Origin of the sequence: Mycobacterium nebraskense, assembly GCF_002102255.1 — a bacterium.
In the GTDB taxonomy this organism is placed as follows: Bacteria; Actinomycetota; Actinomycetes; order Mycobacteriales; family Mycobacteriaceae; genus Mycobacterium; species Mycobacterium nebraskense.
In genome coordinates this window covers 1-20,098 of sequence record NZ_LQPH01000145.1, presented here as the reverse complement: position 1 = coordinate 20,098, position 20,098 = coordinate 1, and the positions used below count along the sequence as shown (strand labels likewise).

General features: G+C 70.4%; 17 protein-coding genes. 8 read left to right on the top strand and 9 right to left on the bottom strand.

The window, feature by feature from the left end:
- Positions 1–3 precede the first annotated feature (3 nt).
- The 3 genes from AWC17_RS20235 to AWC17_RS20225 all read right to left on the bottom strand — a co-directional run bounded on the left by AWC17_RS20235 (position 4) and on the right by AWC17_RS20225 (position 4,021).
- Positions 4–402: a serine protease inhibitor gene (locus AWC17_RS20235; protein WP_046186654.1), complete on the bottom strand. Its 399-nt coding sequence runs from the start codon at positions 400–402 to the stop codon at positions 4–6.
- Positions 399–3,170, bottom strand: a complete 2,772-nt coding sequence (locus AWC17_RS20230; protein ID WP_085165021.1) for a sensor histidine kinase — start codon at positions 3,168–3,170, stop codon at positions 399–401. The genes AWC17_RS20235 and AWC17_RS20230 overlap by 4 nt, the downstream gene beginning before the upstream one ends.
- Before the next feature lie 245 nt (positions 3,171–3,415).
- The gene (locus tag AWC17_RS20225; RefSeq protein ID WP_085165019.1) at positions 3,416–4,021 is read right to left on the bottom strand and encodes a class I SAM-dependent methyltransferase; all 606 of its coding nucleotides are present in this window, start codon (positions 4,019–4,021) and stop codon (positions 3,416–3,418) included.
- 17 nt (positions 4,022–4,038) lie between these two features.
- On the opposite strand from AWC17_RS20225, the gene AWC17_RS20220 reads away from it, so the two are divergent.
- Together AWC17_RS20220 and AWC17_RS20215 are read left to right on the top strand one after the other, a co-directional pair.
- On the top strand, positions 4,039–4,503 hold the full coding sequence (locus AWC17_RS20220) for a tRNA (cytidine(34)-2'-O)-methyltransferase (protein WP_046187152.1): 465 nt from the start codon (positions 4,039–4,041) through the stop codon (positions 4,501–4,503).
- A 36-nt stretch (positions 4,504–4,539) separates the two neighbouring features.
- On the top strand, positions 4,540–4,866 hold the full coding sequence (locus AWC17_RS20215) for a YciI family protein (protein ID WP_046187151.1): 327 nt from the start codon (positions 4,540–4,542) through the stop codon (positions 4,864–4,866).
- Here AWC17_RS20215 and AWC17_RS20210 read toward each other — a convergent pair whose 3' ends face one another.
- Together AWC17_RS20210 and AWC17_RS20205 are read right to left on the bottom strand one after the other, a co-directional pair.
- Positions 4,867–5,514: a nitroreductase family protein gene (locus tag AWC17_RS20210; RefSeq protein ID WP_046187150.1), complete on the bottom strand. Its 648-nt coding sequence runs from the start codon at positions 5,512–5,514 to the stop codon at positions 4,867–4,869.
- A gap of 37 nt (positions 5,515–5,551) precedes the next feature.
- Positions 5,552–8,833 (bottom strand): error-prone DNA polymerase, encoded by a 3,282-nt coding sequence (locus tag AWC17_RS20205; protein WP_085165017.1) that lies wholly within the window; start codon positions 8,831–8,833, stop codon positions 5,552–5,554.
- A 166-nt stretch (positions 8,834–8,999) separates the two neighbouring features.
- On the opposite strand from AWC17_RS20205, the gene AWC17_RS20200 reads away from it, so the two are divergent.
- Both AWC17_RS20200 and otsB read left to right on the top strand, forming a co-directional pair.
- A complete protein-coding gene (locus AWC17_RS20200) occupies positions 9,000–10,343 on the top strand; it encodes a wax ester/triacylglycerol synthase domain-containing protein (RefSeq protein WP_085165015.1) in 1,344 nt (447 codons plus the stop codon).
- Positions 10,344–10,383: 40 nt separating this feature from the next.
- Positions 10,384–11,520, top strand: coding sequence for a trehalose-phosphatase (gene otsB / locus AWC17_RS20195; protein ID WP_046186572.1), 1,137 nt, complete (start codon positions 10,384–10,386; stop codon positions 11,518–11,520).
- Here otsB and AWC17_RS20190 read toward each other — a convergent pair.
- Complete coding sequence (locus AWC17_RS20190; protein WP_046186574.1) at positions 11,517–12,389, bottom strand: MaoC family dehydratase; 873 nt, start codon at positions 12,387–12,389, stop codon at positions 11,517–11,519. The genes otsB and AWC17_RS20190 overlap by 4 nt on opposite strands.
- An 84-nt stretch (positions 12,390–12,473) precedes the next feature.
- On the opposite strand from AWC17_RS20190, the gene AWC17_RS20185 reads away from it, so the two are divergent.
- Both AWC17_RS20185 and AWC17_RS20180 read left to right on the top strand, forming a co-directional pair.
- Positions 12,474–13,187, top strand: coding sequence for a histidine phosphatase family protein (locus tag AWC17_RS20185; RefSeq protein WP_046186571.1), 714 nt, complete (start codon positions 12,474–12,476; stop codon positions 13,185–13,187).
- 87 nt (positions 13,188–13,274) lie between these two features.
- Complete coding sequence (locus AWC17_RS20180) at positions 13,275–15,275, top strand: SDR family oxidoreductase (protein ID WP_085165013.1); 2,001 nt, start codon at positions 13,275–13,277, stop codon at positions 15,273–15,275.
- Here AWC17_RS20180 and cmaA1 read toward each other — a convergent pair whose 3' ends face one another.
- Positions 15,276–16,163 carry a cyclopropane mycolic acid synthase CmaA1 gene (gene cmaA1, locus AWC17_RS20175; RefSeq protein WP_046187163.1) on the bottom strand — a complete coding sequence of 296 codons (888 nt, stop codon included), beginning with the start codon at positions 16,161–16,163 and terminating at the stop codon, positions 15,276–15,278. It lies immediately after the preceding gene.
- 39 nt (positions 16,164–16,202) lie between these two features.
- Between cmaA1 and AWC17_RS20170 the strand changes: the two genes are divergently transcribed.
- Complete coding sequence (locus AWC17_RS20170; protein WP_046187162.1) at positions 16,203–17,222, top strand: nucleoside hydrolase; 1,020 nt, start codon at positions 16,203–16,205, stop codon at positions 17,220–17,222.
- Between the two features lie 11 nt (positions 17,223–17,233).
- A complete protein-coding gene (locus AWC17_RS20165) occupies positions 17,234–17,692 on the top strand; it encodes a hypothetical protein (protein WP_085165011.1) in 459 nt (152 codons plus the stop codon).
- A 17-nt stretch (positions 17,693–17,709) separates the two neighbouring features.
- Here the strand turns inward: AWC17_RS20165 and AWC17_RS20160 are convergent, their stop codons facing one another.
- Positions 17,710–19,251 (bottom strand): DNA polymerase Y family protein, encoded by a 1,542-nt coding sequence (locus tag AWC17_RS20160; protein ID WP_085165031.1) that lies wholly within the window; start codon positions 19,249–19,251, stop codon positions 17,710–17,712.
- Between the two features lie 36 nt (positions 19,252–19,287).
- Complete coding sequence (locus tag AWC17_RS20155) at positions 19,288–19,977, bottom strand: hypothetical protein (protein WP_085165009.1); 690 nt, start codon at positions 19,975–19,977, stop codon at positions 19,288–19,290.
- Positions 19,978–20,098 lie beyond the last annotated feature (121 nt).

The window sequence follows — 20,098 nt, the reverse complement described above, 5'->3', positions numbered from 1 at the left end:
GGCTCACGAGACAGAGGACCGGCGGGTGGACTGCACCACGCCCCCGACCCGCTCGACCAGGATGGCCATCTCGTAGCCGATCTGACCGATGTCGCACGACGACGTGGCCAGCGTGGCCAGATGGGAGCCGTCGCCGACGCGCATCAGCAGCAGATAGCCGTGCTGCATCTCGACCACCGACTGCAGCACTTGGCCGCCCTCGAACAGCTGCGCGGCGCCGGTCGCGAGGCTGGCCAGGCCGGAGGCGACCGCGGCCAGCTGGTCGGCGCGCTCGCGCGGGAGATGCTCGCTGGCGGCGATGGGCAGCCCGTCGACGGAGACCAGCAAGGCGTGTGCCACGCCGGGGACCTCGCGGGCGAACCGCGTCACCAGCCAATCCAGCGAGTTACCAGGTGAAGTCATTCCTCATCGGACCCTTGACTCGTGTCGCGGGCGTGCGACCGGCCGGTGCGCACCCCGCCGAAGTGACTACTGAAGGAGGCGCGAACCGCCTCGGGATCGCGCGCCGCGGCCGCGTGCTGCGGCTCGCGGGCGGAGTGGAAGCCGCCGTTGGAACCTTGGCCCTCCTCGGCCGGCTCGTCCTGTTCGGGCAGGCCCGTCCCGTTGGCCGCGCCGGGGACGAGCCGGGCGCCGGGCGTGCGGACCGGCAAGCCGTGCTCGGCGGTGCGCGACTCGACGGGCTTGTCCTCGGCGGCGGCGGCCAGCGTCCAACCGCGGTCCCACACCGATTGCCAGTCCAGGTCGGGGCTGTTGACCAAGTCGTGCGGATCGCCCAGCATCTCCGACAGCATCCGCCGATAGATCACGTCGTCGTCGTCCGGGGTGGCCGCGCTCTTGGTGGCGGCCGGGATCGACGGCTCGCTCGGGGACGGGGTCGCCGGCTTGTCGGCCTCCCGCGACCGCGCGGCGAAGAACGCCGACGTGTCCGACGCCGCCCGCGCCGGCGCGGGTTTCGTCGGCTCCGGCTGGGCCTCCGGCTCCGGGGTCCCGCTCTCCCACCACGGGGTGGGCAGTTCGCGCCGCTGCCGCTGGGGCTGCTCTTCGACGGGTTGGGCGGGCACCTCGGTGATGCCGCTGGAGCCGGGATTGCGGCGCGGCAGCAACGCGATCGAGGGCGCGGAGTCCTGGGCCGCCGGCTCGAGCTTGCTTTCTTCGGCTTCCGGCGCGGGGACCGCGGCGGCGAGTTGCGCCTTGGGCGACGAAACCGCCCGGATCCGGGCAACTCGGGCCGGCTGAGCCGCGGCCGAGCCCTCGAGGATGGTCGGGGGCAGGTAGATCTCGGCGGTGGTGCCGGATCCCGCCTCGTTGGCCGCCGGGCCGCGCAGCCCCACCCGCATGCCGTGCCGGGCCGCGATCCGGCCGACCACGAACAGGCCCATGTGGCGGGCGTTGTCGGGGCTGACCTCGCCCCCGGCCTGCAGCCGCATGTTGGCCATGCGCCGATCGGTGTCGTTCATTCCCAGGCCGGAGTCGGCGATCCGCACCACGACTCCCCCTTGAGGATCTGGGCCGCCGCGGGCCGCCGAAACCCGCACGGGCGTCGAGGGCGGCGAGTAGCGCAGGGCGTTGTCGATCAGCTCGGCGAACAGATGGATGGCGCCGCCCGCCGCCGCGCCGATCAGCGTGCTGTTGTCGGGCAGCCCGGCGATTTCGACGCGGCGGTAGTCCTCGACCTCGGACACCGCGGCGTTGAGCACGGTCGACAGCGGCACCGGGTCGCGCTGGTCGCGGGCGAGCTGCGCGCCCGCCAGCACCAGCAGGTTGGCGCTGTTACGGCGCAGCCGGGCCGCGAGGTGGTCCAGCCGGAACAGGCTGTCCAGGCGTTCGGGATCCTCCTCGTTGCGCTCCAGCCGGTCGATCAACGACAGCTGCTGGTCGACCAGCGAGCGGCTGCGCCGCGACATGGTCTCGAACATGTCGTTGACCAGCAGCCGCAACCGGGCCTCGTCGCCGGCGAGCAGCAGGGCCTGGGTGTGCAGTTCGTCGACCGCGTGCGCCACCTGGCCGATCTCCTCGGTGGTGTAGACCGGCAGCGGCTGCGGCGTCGGCTCGGCGCCGCCCGCCTTGACCTGGGCGATCTCCTTCTCGAGGTCGGTGTGGGCCACCTTGAGGGCGCCGTCGCGCAGGACGCGCAGCGGCCGCACCAGGGCGCGCGCGACCAGCAGCACGACGACCAGCGCGATGACGATGGCGGACAGCACCAGGACGGCGTCGAGGATCGCGGCGTTGCGCTTGTCGGCGGCCTGGGCGTGCACGGACTTGGTCACCGACGCGGTGGCGTCCTTGATGACCTGCTCGGCGATGTCGTCGGTGGTCTGGATCGAACGCAGCAGGTCGGCGTTGTCGACGAGCACGCTGGCCGGATCGGACATGATCGCCATCCGGCTCACCATCTGCTGTTGCAGCGTCTTGGCTTCGGGCGAACCGGCGCCGACGACCTCGCTCATGCCGAACAGCGTCGACGGTTCGGTGCCCGCCAGCGTGGCCATCGAGGTCCGCAGTTGCGGCTCGGGAAGTTCGGCTCCGCGGGTGACCAGGATTTTCTGCATCGTCATCTGCCCGCGGGCGCCGAGTGCCCGGCTCAGGCCTTGCGCCTGGGCGCGGATCTTCTCGTCGTCGACGCGCACCGACGCGTTGATGACGTCTTCGGCCGTCAACAGGACCGGCGCGTAGAGGGTCACCCGCTCCCGCAAACCGAGGCCGTTGTCGGTCGCCTTGTTCACCAGCATCTGACCGCCGTCGAGCAGGTTGTTCACTCCCGATCGGACATCGGCACTGACATCGGTGTCTTCCAGCCGGGTCTGCAATTCGTACTTGCGCGCCTCGTAGTTCTTCTTGGCCCCCTCGACGTCGCGTCCGGTGCTGCCCGCCAGCAGTGCGACATCCAGCGCCGACATGTACTTGGTGATCACCGGGACCACGTCGGCGCGGGTGGCGGCCAGCCGCAGACCCGCCGAGTTGGCCATGGCGCCGTGGATGCGCAGCACCCCGAAGACCGTCGCCAAAATCAGCGGGACCAGCACAATCGCCAGAACTTTCCAGCCGACCGGCCAGTTGCTCAGCGACCAGGTCGGGGGGCGTTTGACCGGCGCCGCGTCGGCGGCGCGGGGCGCTGTGGATTCGGAGGCGGCCGCCTCGGCCAGGTGGGCCGGGCGGGCGAACATGGTCACGTCGCCGCGGCCGTACGACCGGCCGCTGCGCTGATGGTCAGCGCTCGAGAAAACGAGAGGCTCATGAGACTTCCTGCTTTATCCACCCGCGCCACGCCAGATGGGCGCGAGCGCGTCAACGTGGCAATCCGACGAGTATGACAGCCCGCGGCCCAGGTCACCAGAATCCGTACTGAGCAGACAGGCCCCTCCAAGGTGGACCGGCGCACGGGCCGGCAACTCTGGCAAACACGCGGGCCAAAGTCTTACGCCGGCCGGAGGACCGCGACGAGGAAATCGGACTCATCGGTGAACGGTCGCAGGTCCCAGGTCGACAGCAGCAGATCGGGAGCGAACCCGGCTGCTGCCGCGTCGTCGAGGAACTCGGCGAACTCATAGTCGCGGCCGGCGCCGAAGCCGATCGCCGCCCGACCGTCGTCCGCGAGGTGGGCCCACAGCCGGCTCAGCACCCGGCCCCGGGTGCTCGGGGCGAGGAACGCCATGACGTTTCCGGCGGAGACGATCACGTCGAACGGTTCGGCGATGCCGCGGGCGGGCAGGTCCAGCTCGGCGAGGTCGCCGACGAGCCAGCACGGGCCGGGGTGATCCTGCTCGGCCGCTTCGATTAGTGCCGGGTCGACGTCGACGCCGACGACGTGGTGACCGGCCGCGGCCAGGTAACCGCCCAGCCGGCCGGGGCCGCAACCGGCATCGAGGATCCGGGCGCCGCGCGGTGCCATCGCGTCCACGAAGCGAGCCTCGCCCGCCAGATCGTCACCGGCGCGGGCCATGGCACGAAACCGCTCGATATACCAGTGCGAATGTCCGGGATCGGCAGCAACTTTCTGCATCCAGATGCTCTGCTCGACCATGCGACCATTATCGCGTTGTGTTCAAGCTGATGTTCTACTCCCCGCGCATCGCCCCCAACACGGGCAACGCCATCCGAACTGCGGCGGCGACCGGCTGCGAACTGCACCTGGTCGAGCCGATGGGCTTCGACCTGTCCGAACCCAAGCTGCGACGGGCCGGACTGGACTATCACGACCTGGCGTCGGTCACCGTCCACTCGTCCCTGCCGGCCGCGTGGGAGGCGCTCTCGCCGGCCCGGGTGATCGCGTTCACCTCGCACGCGCCCACCTCGTTCGCCGACATCCGCTACCGGCCGGGCGACGTGTTGATGTTCGGGCCCGAACCCACCGGGCTGGACGCGGCGACGCTGGCCGACGCGCACATCACCGAGCGGGTGCGCATCCCGATGCTGGCGGGCCGCCGCTCGCTGAACCTGTCCAACGCCGCGGCCGTCGCCGTCTACGAGGCCTGGCGGCAGCACGGCTACCCGGGGGCCGTGTAGCGGTGAGTTCCACGCCCGCCGGGAGTCAGCATTGATATGCCTACCTTCATCACGATCGGTTACGGCGAAGAAGCCGGATACCACCAGCTGAGCGACGACGGCAAACGAGCCGCGCACGCCCGCGACGACGAACTCAGGGCGTCCGGCGCACTCGTCGGCCGAGCCGGAGACCCCGTCCAGGTGCGCAATCCGGACGGCGCGGGGGTGCGAATCGAGCCGGGCCCCTTCCTGCGATCGGCGCTGCCGATCGCAGGGTTCGCCGTGTTGGAGGCCGACGATCTCGACGCGGCGGTCGAGCGGGTGAGTCAGACGCCGTGTGCGGTCGCGCACGGGGTCGTCGAGGTTTGGCCTCTTCAGACCTGATTACCAGGCGTTCCAGTGCGTGACCTGCTCGGCGGGCAGCCGCTTGGCCGGGCGGAAGTCGGTGCCCTTGGTGTAGGCGATGGGAAACAGCCCGCCCTGGCTGTACTTCTCGTGCGGGATGCCGAGCACCTCGGCGGCCTGCTTTTCGCCCTCGGACAGCAGGTGCAGCGTCGTCCAGCAGGTGCCCAGCCCGCGCGAGCGCAGCGCCAGGCAGAAGCTCCACGCGGCCGGGAACAGCGATGCCCAGAACGACGCGCTCAGCCCCAGCGGCGCCTTCTCCACCCGCCCCTCCAGGCAGGGGATCATCAGCACCGGCGCCTCGTGCATGTGCTCGGCCAGGTAGAGCGCCGAATCCTTGACCTTGGGCATCCGCTCCCCCCGGGTGTCGCCCTCGCCGTACTCCGGCGAGGGCAGGCTGAGGTAGCCGCGCGCGTTGGCCAGATAGATGTCGGCGATCGCCTTCTTCTTATCGGCGTCCTCGACGAACATCCATTGCCAGCCCTGCGCGTTGGATCCGGTGGGCGCCTGCAGCGCCAGTTCGAGGCATTCCATCAGCACCTCGCGGCCGACCGGCCTGTCGAAGTCCAGGCGTTTGCGGACCGAGCGGGTGGTGGTGAGGACTTCGTCGACGGACAGGTTGAGGGTCATGCTTGGAGACTACCGAGGCGGTTTGTCGCCGCCGGGCTCACCGGAAGTCGCGTGACTTCGAGCCCACCGCCAGGGTGATGCGGCCCAGCCGCTCGGCGACGACGGTGACTGCGCCGCTGGCGTTTTGGACCTGGCCGCGCACCAGCATCGCCGGCGCGGTGTTGGCCAGCTTGCGGTGCCGCGCCCAAACCGCCGGCGTGCAGAGCACATTGACCATCCCCGTCTCGTCCTCGAGGTTGAGAAACGTCACCCCCTGAGCGGTGCCGGGCCGCTGCCGGTGGGTCACCGCACCGGCGATCAGCACCCGGTCGCCGTCGGGCACACCGAGCAGCCGCTCGGCGGGCACCACGCCCATCGCGTCCAGGTCCGCCCGCAGGAACTGCGTCGGATAGCTGTCCGGGGATACGCCGGTGGCCCACACATCGGCGGCGGCCAGCTCCAGCTCGCTCATCCCGGGCAACGCCGGGACGTGCGACGACGAGCCCACGCCGGGCAAGCGGTCCGGCCGTTGGGTGGCGGCCGCCCCCGCCGCCCACAGCGCCTCGCGCCGTGACATGCCGAAGCAGCCCAGCGCCCCGGCCGTCGCCAGCGCCTCGGTCTGCGGCACGGACAGCTGCAGCCGGGTCGTCAGGTCCAGCAGAGAAGTGAACGCGCCGTTGGCTTTTCGCTCCTCAACCAGCCGCTCGGCGAGGTCGTCGCCGATGTGGCGGACGGCGCCGAGACCTAGACGGACGGCGTTCCCCGAGTTTTCCAAGGTGGCGTGCGCCAGGCTGGCGTTGACGTCCGGGCCGTGCACCGTCACACCGTGCCGGCGCGCATCGGCCACCAGCGACTGCGGCGAATAGAAACCCATCGGCTGGGCGCGCAGCAGCGCCGCGCAGAACGCCGCCGGGTGGTGCAGCTTGAACCACGACGAGTAGAACACCAGCGACGCGAACGACAGCGCGTGGCTTTCCGGGAAGCCGAAATTCGCGAAGGCCTCCAGCTTTTCGTAGGTCCGGTCGATCACCTCGTCGGGGGCACCGTGCAGCGCACGCATGCCGTCGTAGAACCGGCCGCGCAGCCTTCGCATGCGTTCGGTCGAGCGCTTGGAGCCCATCGCGCGCCGCAACTGGTCGGCCTCGGCGGCGGAGAAGCCGGCGCAGTCGACCGCCAGCTGCATCAGCTGCTCCTGAAACAGCGGCACCCCCAGCGTCTTTCGCAGCGCCGGCTCCATGGACGGGTGGTCATAGACGACCGGGTCCAGGCCGTTGCGCCGCCGGATGTAGGGGTGCACCGACCCGCCCTGGATGGGCCCGGGGCGGATCAGCGCGACCTCCACCACCAGGTCGTAGAAGATCCGCGGCTTGAGCCTGGGCAACGTCGCCATCTGCGCCCGCGACTCCACCTGAAACACCCCGACGGAATCGGCGCGGGCCAGCATCTCGTACACCGCCGGCTCGGAGAGGTCGAGTCTGGCGAGGTCCACCTCGATGCCCTTGTGCTCGGCCACCAGGTCGATGGCGTAGTGCAGCGCCGAGAGCATGCCCAGCCCGAGCAGGTCGAACTTCACCAAACCGATTGCCGCGCAGTCGTCTTTGTCCCACTGTAGGACGCTGCGGTTCTCCATGCGCGCCCACTCCACCGGACACACGTCGGCGATCGGGCGGTCGCAGATCACCATGCCACCGGAATGAATGCCCATGTGCCGCGGCAGGTTCCGGATCTGGTTCGCCAAATCGACCACCTGTGGCGGAATGCCCTCGACATCGGGCGAGTCGGCCAGCCCGTTCCAGTGGCCGAGCTGCTTACTCCACGCGTCCTGCTGCCCCTGCGAGAACCCCAGCGCGCGGGCCATGTCACGCACCGCGATTCGGCCCCGGTAGGTGATGACGTTGGCGACCTGGGCGGCGTAGTCGCGGCCGTACTTGTCGTAGACGTACTGGATGACCTTTTCACGCTGATCGGACTCGATGTCCATGTCGATGTCGGGCGGCCCGTCGCGGGCGGGCGACAGAAACCGCTCGAACAACAGCTCGTTGGCCACCGGATCCACCGCGGTGACGCCGAGGGCATAACAGACCGCGGAATTGGCCGCCGATCCCCTGCCCTGACAGAGGATGTTGTTCTGGCGGCAGAACCGCGCGATGTCGTGCACCACCAGGAAATATCCCGGGAACTGTAGCTGGGCAATGACTTTCAGCTCTCGCTCGATCTGGGAGTACGCGCGCGACGCGTTATCGGGGGACCCGTAACGGTCCCGCGCCCCGGTCATGGTCAGCTGCCGCAGCCAGCTGTCCTCGGTGTGCCCGGCGGGCACGTCGAAGGGCGGCAGCTGCGGGGCGATCAGCGCCAGCCCGAACGCGCACTGTTCGCCGAGCTCCGCGGCGGCGGTCACCGCCTCGGGCCGCTGCCCGAACAGCCGGGCCATCTCCTCACCGGACCGCAGGTGCGAACCACCCAGCGGGGCCAGCCATCCGGCGGCGGCGTCCAGGGACTGCCGCGCCCGGATGGCGCCCATCGCCATGGCCAGCCGGCGCCGCGACGGCCCCGCGAAATGCGCCCCCGTGGTGGCGACGACGCCGACGCCGAAACGCGGCGCGAGGGCGGCCAGCACCGCGTTGCGTTCGTCGTCGAGCGGGTGGCCGTGGTGGGTCAGCTCGACGCTGACCCGGCCGGCACCGAACCGGTCCACCAGGTCGGCCAGCGCGCGCTCCGCCGCGTCCGGACCGCCGTCGCAAAGCGCTTGGCGGACATGGCCTTTGCGGCACCCGGTCAGGATGTGCCAGTGCCCGCCGGCGGCATCGGTCAGCGCGTCGAAGTCGTAGCGCGGCTTGCCCTTCTCCCCGCCGGCCAGGTGCGCCGCGGCCAGCTGCCGCGACAGCCGCCGGTAGCCCTCCGGGCCGCGGGCCAGCACCAGCAGGTGTGGGCCGGGCGGATCCGGTGTCTCGGTGCGGGCCCCGGGCCCCAAGGACAGCTCCGCGCCGAACACGGTGCGCAGCTCGAGCTCGGCGGCCGCTTCGGCGAAGCGCACCGCCCCATACAGCCCGTCGTGGTCGGTCAACGCCAGCGCGCGCAACCCCAGCCGGGCGGCCTCCTCGACCAGCTCTTCCGGCGTGCTGGCCCCGTCGAGAAAGCTGAACGCCGAATGGGCGTGCAGCTCGGCATATGGAACCGACGAGCGGGCCGGCCGGGTGTCGCCCGGCGGCCGGTACGTACCGCGCTTGGACGACAGGGGGGCGTCCTCCCCGGGGACCACCGGCACGCCGGCATGGCGCGGCTTGCCGTCGAGCACCCGCTCCATTTCCGCCCAGCTCGGCGGACCGTTGAACCAGCCCACAGCTTGCGAGTCTATCGAATGTTTGTTCGAATTACCTCCGGTTCAGGACAACCGTTGTTAAACCGATCTTCAACTCCTAAACAAGCTCTTAACGCCGCGTGCCTACCGCGGGACGCGAGGCCGACAGATACTGGTACAAGGGCAAAAAGTGACGGCGGGGGTGAGCATGGCGCAGGTGAGGGCACTGGATGCGGCATTCCTGAAGGCTCGAGATCCCGATCAGCACGCCGGCCTGGCGATGGGCGCGGTGGCCATCGTCGACGGCGGCGCACCCGATTACCAGCGCCTCAAAGCCCTTCTGGCGGAACGTATCCGGTCGTTTCCGCGCTGCACCCAGATGCTGCGGGCGCACCCGCTGCACCAGGAATGGGTCGACTGCCCGGAATTCGCCCTCGCCCATCACGTGCGCCGGGTGGCGATTCCCCGACCGGGCGACGAAACCGAGCTGTCCCGGGCCATCGCCCACGCCCTCGAACGCCCATTGGCCCCGGACCGTCCGCCCTGGGAGTGCTGGGTGATCGAGGGCCTGAAGGGCAACCGGTGGGCGATCTTGATGAAAACCCATCACCGCCTGCTGGACGGCAACTCGCCCGCCCACCTGCTCTCCAGGCTGTGCGACGACGCCGACGACGTCACCTTCGCCAATACCCCCGCGGCCAAACAGGTTCCGCGGGTGCCGGTGCGGCGGCAGGGCTGGGCCGATGCACTGTGGCGGGTGTCCTGGACCGCCACCAGCGCCGTCGTCGGCGCGATCTGGCCGGTGCCGCAGACGCATGACCGGGCCGCCATCCTGCGGCGCTACGCCACGGTGCGGGTCCCGATCGCCGACGTCGACCGCGTCTGCCGCAGATTCGGTGTGACCGTCAACGACGTCGCGCTGGCCGCCGCCACCGAAGGCTTCCGGACGGTGCTGCTCGGGCGCGGCGAGGAGCCGCGGGCCGACTCGCTGTGCGCGCTGGTGCCCGCGGCGGTCCGTTCGCCGTACCTGCCCGTCGAACACGACGACCCGGTCCAGCGCTTGCGGACCGTGCAGACCAGGTGGAACGAAAAGCAAACCGGCCCGCCGCAATCCGGCAGCGTCGTCGAGTCGGCGCTCAATGCGCTGCCGACCGTGGTGCGGGACAGCGTCATCCAGCTGCTGTCGCGGCTCCCGCAGCGCGCCATCGTGACGTTGGCGACCAACGTGCCCGGGCCCCGCCACCGGCTGCGCCTCATGGGCCAGACGATGGAGCGCCTGTTGCCCATCCCCCCGACCGCCGTCCAGTTGAGCACCGGGGTCGCGGTGCTGAGCTACGGCGACGAACTCGTATTCGGCATCACCGCCGAGCCCGATGCCACGTTCGACGTCAAGCAATTGGCCGCCGGCATCGAACTGGGCATGGCACGGCTTGTGGCGCTCAGCCACGACTCGGTGGTGTTGTTCGATCGACGCCGCAAGCGTTCGCCTCGCGCGTTTCCCGGCCGCGCGCCGGGGCCGCGCCCGCCCGCGCCGGGACAAGCGCGGCGCTGACCCACTCCCGGCCGGGCCGCCGCCGTGAGAAGGTTGGGTCATGCCAGGCTTGGGACCGGTCATCATCGATCCGCGCCGCCATGACGCGGTGCTGTTCGACGCGCGCGACCCTGCCCTGGATGGGCAACTACGCGAGATCGGGGTCGGCACCGCCGCCTTCTCCTCACCCGATGGCCTGTCGAGGGCGACCGACGACCTGGGCGTGCGGGCCGGCCGGTGCGTGGTCGTCACCACCGACGAAGCAAGCGTCAAGGCCGCGCGCGCCGGCGGATTCGCGTTGGTCATCGGTGTCAGCCGGACGGGGCGTGACGACGCGCTGCGCGATGCCGGCGCCGATGCGGTCGTCGCCGACATTCGCGAAGTCACCGTGCGCACCGGGGACCGCCGGATGTCGCAGCTGCCCGACGCGCTGACAGCCCTCGACGACCTCGCCGCGCGGCGACCGGCGGTGTTCTTCGATTTCGACGGCACGCTGTCCGACATCGTCAACGACCCCGACGCGGCCACCCCGGTCGCCGGCGCCACCGAGGCGCTGCACCAGCTGGCCGCACGGTGCCCCGTCGCGGTGCTGTCGGGCCGCGATCTGGCCGACGTGACGAAGCGCGTTGGCGTGCACGGGATTTGGTACGCCGGCAGCCACGGATTCGAGCTTACCGCGCCCGACGGCACGCACCACCAGAACGACGCCGCCGCAGCGGCCATCCCGGTACTGGAGCGCGCGGCCGGCGAGCTGCGCGAGCAACTCGGCTCCATCCCCGGCGTGGTGGTGGAACACAAGCGCTTTGGGGTCGCCGTGCACTACCGCAACGCCGAGCGCGACCGGGTCGGTGACGTGGCGGCCGCAGTGCGTGCGGCGGGCCGGCGCGACGGCCTGCGGGTGACCACCGGCCGGGAGGTCATCGAGCTGCGCCCGGACCTGGACTGGGACAAGGGGAAAACCCTGGGCTGGGTGCTCGATCACCTGACCGAGGCCGAGTCGGGCCCGCGGACGCCGGTCTATCTCGGCGACGACATCACCGACGAGGACGCGTTCGACGCGGTCCACGATGGCGGCGTGCCAATCCTGGTGCGGCACAACGACGACGGCGACCGCGCCACCGCAGCGCGGTTCGCGCTGGACAACCCCGCGCAGGCCAGTGAGTTCACCGCCCGCTTGGCGCGGCAGCTGGCCCGCTAGGCCTGCACGTATTCCGCCGCGCCGTCGTCGAGCACCACCCGGGTGCCGGCGCCTTCGGCCCCCGACGCCTCGGTGCGGAAGACCGCCTTGCCCGGCTCGGTGCGCCAGATCAGCGTGGTCAATGTCTCGCCGGGAAACACCGGCGAGGTGAACCGCGCCGCGATCGAGGTGACGTTGGCCGCGACATCCTTGCCGAGCTCGGCGACCAGCGCGCGGCCCGTCACCCCATAGCTGCACAGTCCGTGCATGATCGGCTTGGGGAACCCGGCCATCTCCCGGGCGAACCATGGATCGCTGTGCAGCGGGTTGCGGTCACCGGAGAGCCGGTAGATCAGCGCCTGGTCCTCCCGGGTGGGCAGCGCGACCCGGGCGTCGGGCTCGCGGTCGGGGATCTCCGGGGCCACCGGCCGCTGCCCCGGCACACCCCCGAACCCGCCCTCGCCCCGGATCACCAAGGTGGTGAGCGTCTCGGCGATCAGCTTCTCCGAGTCCGGGTCGGTGCCCCGGCCGCGCAACACCAGGATCGCGTTCTTGCCCTCGCCCTTGTCCTGGATGTCGGCGACCTCGGTGACCACCGACAGCTTCCCCGCGGGCGGCAGCGGCGCGTGCAGCCGGATCTCCTGCGAGCCGTGTAACAGCATGGCCCAGTTGAACGTTCCGACCTTGCCGGCCGCTCCAAACGCCGGGCAGCAGATCACCGCGTACGTGGGCAGCACCTGCTGGTCGATGCCGTGGCTGTTCTCGGTGGTGAACGACAGGTCGTCGAGGCCGGCGCCGACGCCCAGCGCGTACAGCAGCGTGTCCCGGTCGGTCCACTCGAACAACATCGGTTCGGTCACCGCGCCGACGGCACTCGGGTCAATCGCCATCTGAGTCTCCTTCGCGAGTATTTTCTCCACTTAACCATCGCAAACCCTTCCCACCGGTGCCGTCGGCAGGGCAGGCTATCTCCCATGCCGAAGCGCAGCTTGATCCGGAACGTGTCGAAGGCAGTCGCGGCGCTCACCGCGGTCGTAATCGTTGGCGCCTGTGGCGGATCACCGCAGGCGCGCAGCATCACGGTGACGTTCATCCGGCACGCGGAGTCCGAATCCAACGCGAGCGGGATCATCGACACCTCGGTGCCGGGCCCCGGCCTCAGCCCCGAGGGCAAGGGGCAGGCACAACAGGTTGCCCACCAGGCGGGCCGCAAGGACTACGACGGCATCTACGCCTCCACCATGGCCAGAGCCCAGCAGACCGCCGCGCCGTTGGCCTCGGAGCTGGGCAAGCAAGTCGAGGTGCTGCAAGGCATCCAGGAGATCAACGCCGGCTGGTTCGAGGGCAAACCGGTTGCCCAGGAGGGCGCGACGTACCTGCTGGCGCCGGCGGACTGGCTCAGGGGTGACGTGCAAGACAGCATCCCCGGGTCGATCAGCGGCAAGCAGTTCAACGAGCAATTCACCGCCGCCGTCCAGAAGATCTACAACAGCGGGCAGCACAACCCGGTGGTGTTCTCGCACAAATTCGCCATCGAGTACTGGACGCTGATGAACACGAAGAACGCCAAGGACACGCTGCTGAGCAGCCACCCCCTGCCCAACATCGGGCGCGTGGTGATCACCGGCAATCCACTGACCGGCTGGACCCTGGTGGACTGGGACGGCATCCGCGACTTCCACAGCTGATCACGTGGCGACCGCAAGCGCGGCGGGTCGCCACTATCACCATCGGCACGGTTGACGCGGGCGGCTGCCAGCCGCAACGATGGCTGCATGCGGTATGTCGTTACCGGCGGTACTGGGTTTATTGGTCGTCGCGTCGTGGATCGTCTGCTGGAAACACGCCCCGATGCGCAGGTGTGGGTGCTGGTCCGGCGGCAGTCGCTGGGCCGCTTCGAACGGCTCGCGGCCGAGTGGGGTGAGCGGGCGAAGCCGCTGGTCGCGGAGCTGCCGGAGCTGGAGCTGACCGACGAGGCCCTCGCCGAGCTGGGCCGGGTCGACCATGTCGTGCACTGCGCGGCCATCTACGACATCACCGCCGGCGAAGCCGAGCAGCGGGCCACCAACGTCGAGGGCACCCGCGCCGTCATCGAGCTGGCGCGGCGGCTGGGCGCGACGCTGGATCATGTTTCCTCGATCGCCGTGGCCGGCGACTTCCCCGGCGAGTACACCGAGGACGACTTCGACGTCGGCCAGCAGCTGCCGACCCCCTACCACCAGACGAAATTCGAAGCCGAGCTGCTGGTGCGGTCGGCCCCCGGCCTGCGCTATCGGATCTACCGCCCGGCCGTGGTGGTGGGCGACTCGCGCACCGGCGAGATGGACAAGATCGACGGGCCGTACTACTTCTTCGGCGTGCTGGCCAAGCTGGCTGTGTTACCCAAGTTGACGCCCATCCTGCTGCCCGACACCGGCCGCACCAACATCGTGCCGGTCGACTACGTCGTCGACGCGCTCGTCGCGCTCATGCACGCGGACGGCCCGGACGGCCGCACGTTCCACCTCACCGCCCCCAAAACCGTTGGGCTGCGCGGAATCTACCGCGGCGTCGCCAAGGCGGCCGGGCTCCCGCCGGCACGCGGGTCGCTGCCCGGCTCGGTGGCCGCGCCGGTGCTGAAGGTGCGCGGGCGGGCCAGGGTGCTGCGCAACATGGCGGCCACCCAGCTGGGCATCCCCGCCGAGGTTTTCGACCTCGTCGACCTCAAGCCCACCTTCATCAGCGACCAGACCCGGAAAGCGTTGCGGGGCACGGGTATCGGCGTGCCCGAGTTCTCCGGCTACGCGCCCGTGCTGTGGCGGTACTGGGCCGAGCACCTCGACCCGGACCGGGCGCGCCGGGACGATCCGCAGGGGCCACTGCACGGCCGGCACGTCATCATCACCGGCGCGTCCAGCGGCATCGGCCGGGCGGCGGCGATCGCGGTCGCGGAGCGCGGGGCGACGGTGTTCGCCCTGGCCCGCAACGCCGACGCGCTGGACCAACTGGTCGCCGACATCCGCGCGGGTGGCGGTGACGCCCACGCCTTCACCTGCGACGTCACCGATTCCACCTCAGTCGAGCACACCATCAAGGACATCCTGGGCCGCTTCGACCACGTCGACTATCTGGTGAACAACGCCGGGCGGTCGATCCGCCGCTCGGTGGTCAACTCCACCGACCGCCTGCACGACTACGAGCGGGTGATGGCGGTCAACTACTTCGGCGCGGTGCGGATGGTGCTGGCGCTGCTGCCGCACTGGCGCGAGCGCCGCTTCGGTCACGTGGTCAACGTCTCCAGCGCCGGCGTGCAGGCGCGCAACCCCAAGTACAGCTCGTACTTGCCCACCAAGGCGGCGCTGGACGCGTTCGCCGACGTGGTCGGTTCGGAGACGCTGTCCGACCACGTCACGTTCACCAATATCCATATGCCACTGGTTCGTACACCGATGATCGCGCCGTCGCACCGGCTCAACCCGGTGCCCGCGATCAGCCCGGAGCGTGCGGCCGCGATGGTGGTGCGCGGCCTGGTGGAAAAGCCGGCGCGCATCGACACCCCATTGGGCACGCTCGCCGAAGTCGGCAACTACTTCGCGCCGCGGACGTCCCGGCGCATCCTGCACCAGCTATACCTGGGCTACCCCGACTCGGCCGCCGCCCGCGGGCTGCCCACCGAACCGGTGGCCGCCCCGCCCCGACGCAAGCCGAGGCGCCCGGCGCGGGCCGTCACCCGCGGCCTGCGGACCCCCCGACCGGTCAAACGTCTGGTGCGCCTGGTGCCCGGGGTGCACTGGTAGTCATTTCTGCAGCGTGAACTGATTGACGTCGATGTATCCGATGCGGAACATCTCGGCGCAACCGGTCAGGTATTTCATGTACCGCTCGTAGACTTCCTCGGATTGCAGCGCAATGGCCTCATCCTTGTGGGCCTGCAATGCGGCGGACCAGAGGTCGAGCGTTTTCGCATAGTGCGGCTGCAACGACTGAACGCGGCTCACGGTGAATCCGGCTGCGGTGGCGCGCTCTTGCACCATCGGTATCGACGGCAGCCGCCCGCCCGGAAATATCTCGGTGACAATGAATTTGACGAACCGCGCGAACGTGAACGACATGGGCATGCCACGTTCGACCATTTCTGTCGGGTGCAGCCCGGTGATGGTGTGCAGCAGCATGACCCCATCGGCGGGCAGCAGGCGATGCGCCAGCGTGAAGAACGCGTCGTAGCGCTCGTGCCCGAAGTGCTCAAAGGCGCCGATACTGACGATCCGGTCGACGGGTTCATCGAACTGCTCCCAGCCTTCCAGTAGCACCCGCATGGAGCGAGGGCTTTCGGACTGGGCGACCAGCTGTTCGACGTGATTGGCCTGGTTGCGGCTCAGGGTGAGGCCGACGACGTTGACGTCGTACTTTTCTACGGCGCGCATCATGGTGGCGCCCCAGCCGCAGCCGACGTCGAGCAACGTCATGCCCGGCTGCAGTCCGAGTTTGCCCAGCGCAAGATCGATCTTGGCGATCTGCGCTTCCTCGAGCGTCATATCGTCGCGCTCGAAATAGGCGCAACTGTATGTCTGGGTCGGGTCGAGAAACAGCCGGAAGAAGTCGTCCGACAAGTCGTAGTGGGCCTGCACATCGTCGAAGTGCGGCGTTAAATCAGTCCCTTCGGGGGGTTCCGACGTCGTTGGCATCGTGACAGCCTAATCGCCGTTCTGAGTATCTTGGACACAATGAAGTCGCCCGTCTTCGTCGACGTCGATACCGGCGTCGATGATGCGCTGGCGCTGATGTACCTGTTCGCCAGCCCGGACGCGGACGTGGTCGGCATCGCCTCCACCGGGGGGAACGTTGCGGTGCAGCAGGTTTGCGAGAACAACCTGGGCCTGCTCGAGCTGTGCGGCGTCACCGGCGTGCCGGTCTCCAAGGGCTCCGACGAGACCCTGACCGGGCCGATGCGCCTGCCATCGAAGGTCCACGGCCCCCGGGGATTGGGCTACGCCGACCTGCCGCCCACCGATCGCCGGCTCACGAGCCACGACTCGGCGACCGCCTGGGTGCGCGCCGCACACGCCCTTCCCGGTGAGCTCATCGGCGTGGCGACGGGCCCGCTGACCAATCTGGCGCTGGCGCTGCGCGCCGAACCGGCGCTGCCGACGCTGATGCGCCGGCTGGTCGTCATGGGCGGCTCCTACGATCACCGGGGCAACACCACCGCGGTGGCGGAATGGAACATCAGCGTGGACCCCGAGGCCGCGGCCGAGGTTCTGGCCGCATGGAGCCCCGAAACCGTTGGCCAAGAGCGCCTTCCGATCCTGTGCGGCTTGGACCTGACTCGCAAGGTGGCGATGACGCCGGACCACCTGGCCAGGTTGGCGGCCGCCGCCGAATCGACGGCGACACCGATGAGCGCGGGCGACGAGCCCGGCACCCGGTCGACGGCGTCCAACCCGTTGATTCGGGTGATCGAGGATGCGATGCGGTTCTACCTGGAGGCCTACCACGACGTCGGCCACGGGTACCAGGCGCATCTGCACGATCCACTGGCCGCCGCCGTGGCGCTGGACCCGGGGCTCGTCACCACCCGTCCGGCGACGGTGGACATCGAGCTGACGGGGACCCTGACCCGCGCCATGACGGTGACCGACTGGTCGGGGCGGCGAGAACCGAACGCGCTGATCGGGATTGACGTGGACGCGGCGGCCTTCTTCGACCGGTTCATCGAACGGGTTGGGCTCTTCGCGCGCGGGTAAGCCTATACCTCATGAAGATTCGTCTCATCGAAGTCCTGCGCGCGGGTTGGGGCGCCGCGCTACTGAGCGCCCCGTCCGAGGTGCTGGACCACATTCACGGGGTGCAGGTCGATCGCAAGGCGCTCGTCGTCACCCGGATCCTGGGCGGGCGTCATCTCGTCCAGGCGCTGCTGTCGGGAATCAACCCCGGCCCGGAGGTGCTGGCGGCTGGCGTCTGGGTAGACGCGGTGCATTCGGTCACCGCGCTCGGCCTGGCCGTGGTCGACCGGCGCCGGGCTCGCGGCGGGGTGACCGACGCCGCCGTCGCGGCGTCGTGGGCAACCCTGGGCTGGCGCCACCTGCGCGCCGGCCAGGCCAGGACCGACGGCGTCCGCGGGCGCGATCGGCTGGCCCGCACGGTCGTGGGCGCGCTTCCCGGGGGCGCCGGGCTGATGGCTCAGGCGCAGGCGGTACGCGCCGGGCGGGCCTAGGCGACGGCTCGTTTGGCCTACTCGTAGCTGCCCTCGAGGTACCAGCGCCGCTGGCGGTAGCACAGCAGAAACGCCCGCTCGCCCTCCAGCAGAACCTGCGCGCGGGCGGTGCGGCCCTTTCCCACGTCGGGATCCCACCATCGCTCGTCGACCGGCCACGGCCCGGCCCACCAGTCCAGCCGCTCGTCTTGGCCGTGCACGGTCAGCCGCGCCGGGTCGGCGGAGAACAGCCCCCGGTTCGTCACCCGCACCGGGTTCCCTTGGGCATCAAGCACTTCCACCGGATCGTCGAGCAGTACCGCCGGTGACGGCTCGGGCAGCCGGCCGGGCCACGGCAGGCCCGGGTCGGCCCGTGGAACCGGTTCGTCACCCAGCGGGGTCAACGTGATGCGTTCGGCGGGCCCGCGCCCGCCGGACAGCACCGGCACCCGCACCGCCTCCGGGCCGAGCAGGCCCTGCACCCGCACCAGGGCCCGCCGGGCCCGCAGCCTGTCCTCCTCGCCCAAGCCACCCCACAGCGGCAACTGCAGCGCCTCGGCCGACACCACCTCGACCGCCTGCAGCCGCAACAGCGTCACCGCCGCCGTCGGGCGGGGGTTGCGCGCGGTCCGACTGCTCAACCAGCCGTCCAGTTGCCAGCGGACCCGGTCGGCGGTGGCGTCCTCGGTCAATGGCTCGGCGCACCGCCACACCCGGTGCAGCTCTTCGCCGTTGGCGGTGACGGCGTGGATGGCCAGCCGGGTGCAGCCCACCCCGGCGGCCATCAGCGTCCAATGCAGCGCGCCGGCCAGCGAGCGCCCGGCGAAGGCCGCGGCATCGACCCGGTCGATCGGTGGGTCGCAGTCCAGCACGGCCTCCAGCTCCTCCGGCGGCTCCCGCCCGGACGGCCCCCGCTCGGGTTCACCGCGGGCCATCCGGTGCGCGGCCACCCCGTCGGCGCCGAACCGGGACGCCACGTCGGTGGCCGACAGCGCGGCGAACTGCCCGATGGTACGAATTCCCATGCGCCACAACAGGTCCGTCAGCTCTTCCCGTCCCGGACCGCACAGGCTCGGCTCGGTGGCGAGTTGGCGGATCGACAGCGCCGACAGGAACTTCGCGTCGCCGCCCGCCGGGACGATCCGGCCCGCCCGCGCGGCGAAGACCGCGGTGGACAACCGGTCGGCGATCCCGACCTGACACTCGGCGCCGGCCACTGAACTCACAGCCACCGCGTCGATCAGCCGCTCGGCGGCGTCGGCCTCGGAACCGAAATAGCGGGCCGCCCCGCGCACCGGCAGCACCAGGAGCCCGGGCCGCAGCACCTCGGCGCGCGGCACCAGGTCGTCCACCGCCGCAATGACTGCTTCGAAGAAGCGGGCGTCGCGGTCCGCGTCGGCGGTCCCGACGTGCAGCTGCGGGCACCGGGCCGCCGCCTCCCGGCGCCGCAGCCCCCGCCGCACTCCCGCCGCACGCGCGGCCGCCGAACAGGCGATCACCCGATTGGCCAACGTGACCGCCACCGGGGCGGTCGCGGACAGGCCGGCGCCCGCGGCCGCCGCGACCGCGGGCCAGTCCATGCACCAGATGGCCAACACCCGGGATGCCAACGGAATTCACCCGGCTCGCGCTCGGGCGGTCACCCGTCGGCCCGCACACACCCCGCTGACCTGTACCCGCACCCGGCTGATCCGGCCGAAGCCGGGGCGGCTTCCTGAAGTGAGCTCATAACCGCAGACCCGGGCCTCCAGCCGGGTTGGCGCCCCCTGCCAGTCACCGTCGGTGACCAACACGGTGCACCCCTTGTTGCGGGCCCGCGCCACCACCGCCCGCGCCCGGGTCTGCGGCACCCGGCGCCCGCCCAGGCCGAGGACCACCAGATCCATGCCGTCGACGAGCACCGCGGCCACCTCCACCGGATCGGTTCCGGGATCCGGTATCACCGCGAGCCGGCTCAGATCCGCCCCCATCTCCGCGGCGGCCAGCAGCCCGATATCCGGCTGGCCGACGATTGCCACGTTGCCGCCCGCCGCCGTCACCGCGGCCACCATGCCCAGCAGCAGCGACCGGGCGCCCGAGAGCACCGCCACCGTCCCGCGCGGCAGGGGCGCCGGCAGCGCCTCCGCCAGCCACCGCGGCAGCGCCAGCTGGGATTCCGATTCCGGCAGCAGGTCGTCGGCACAAGAGGCTTGGCCGGATGCGGGCCCCGGCACCTTCCCGGTGATCACGGCCATTCGACGGCGCAACGATTCGAGCTGCTCAGCACGGGTTTCTTGCCGGTGGTCGGGGGCGAAAGCCGCAGTCATGACCAGCCTCCTACCACCGCTCTCGCACGACTATTTTCGAAAGTATGTACTGCTTATCTGCTTAAGTGGACTAGCGGCCTAGAATTCTCCAAATATGTTGCTAGGCAAGGCTTCTAAAGCA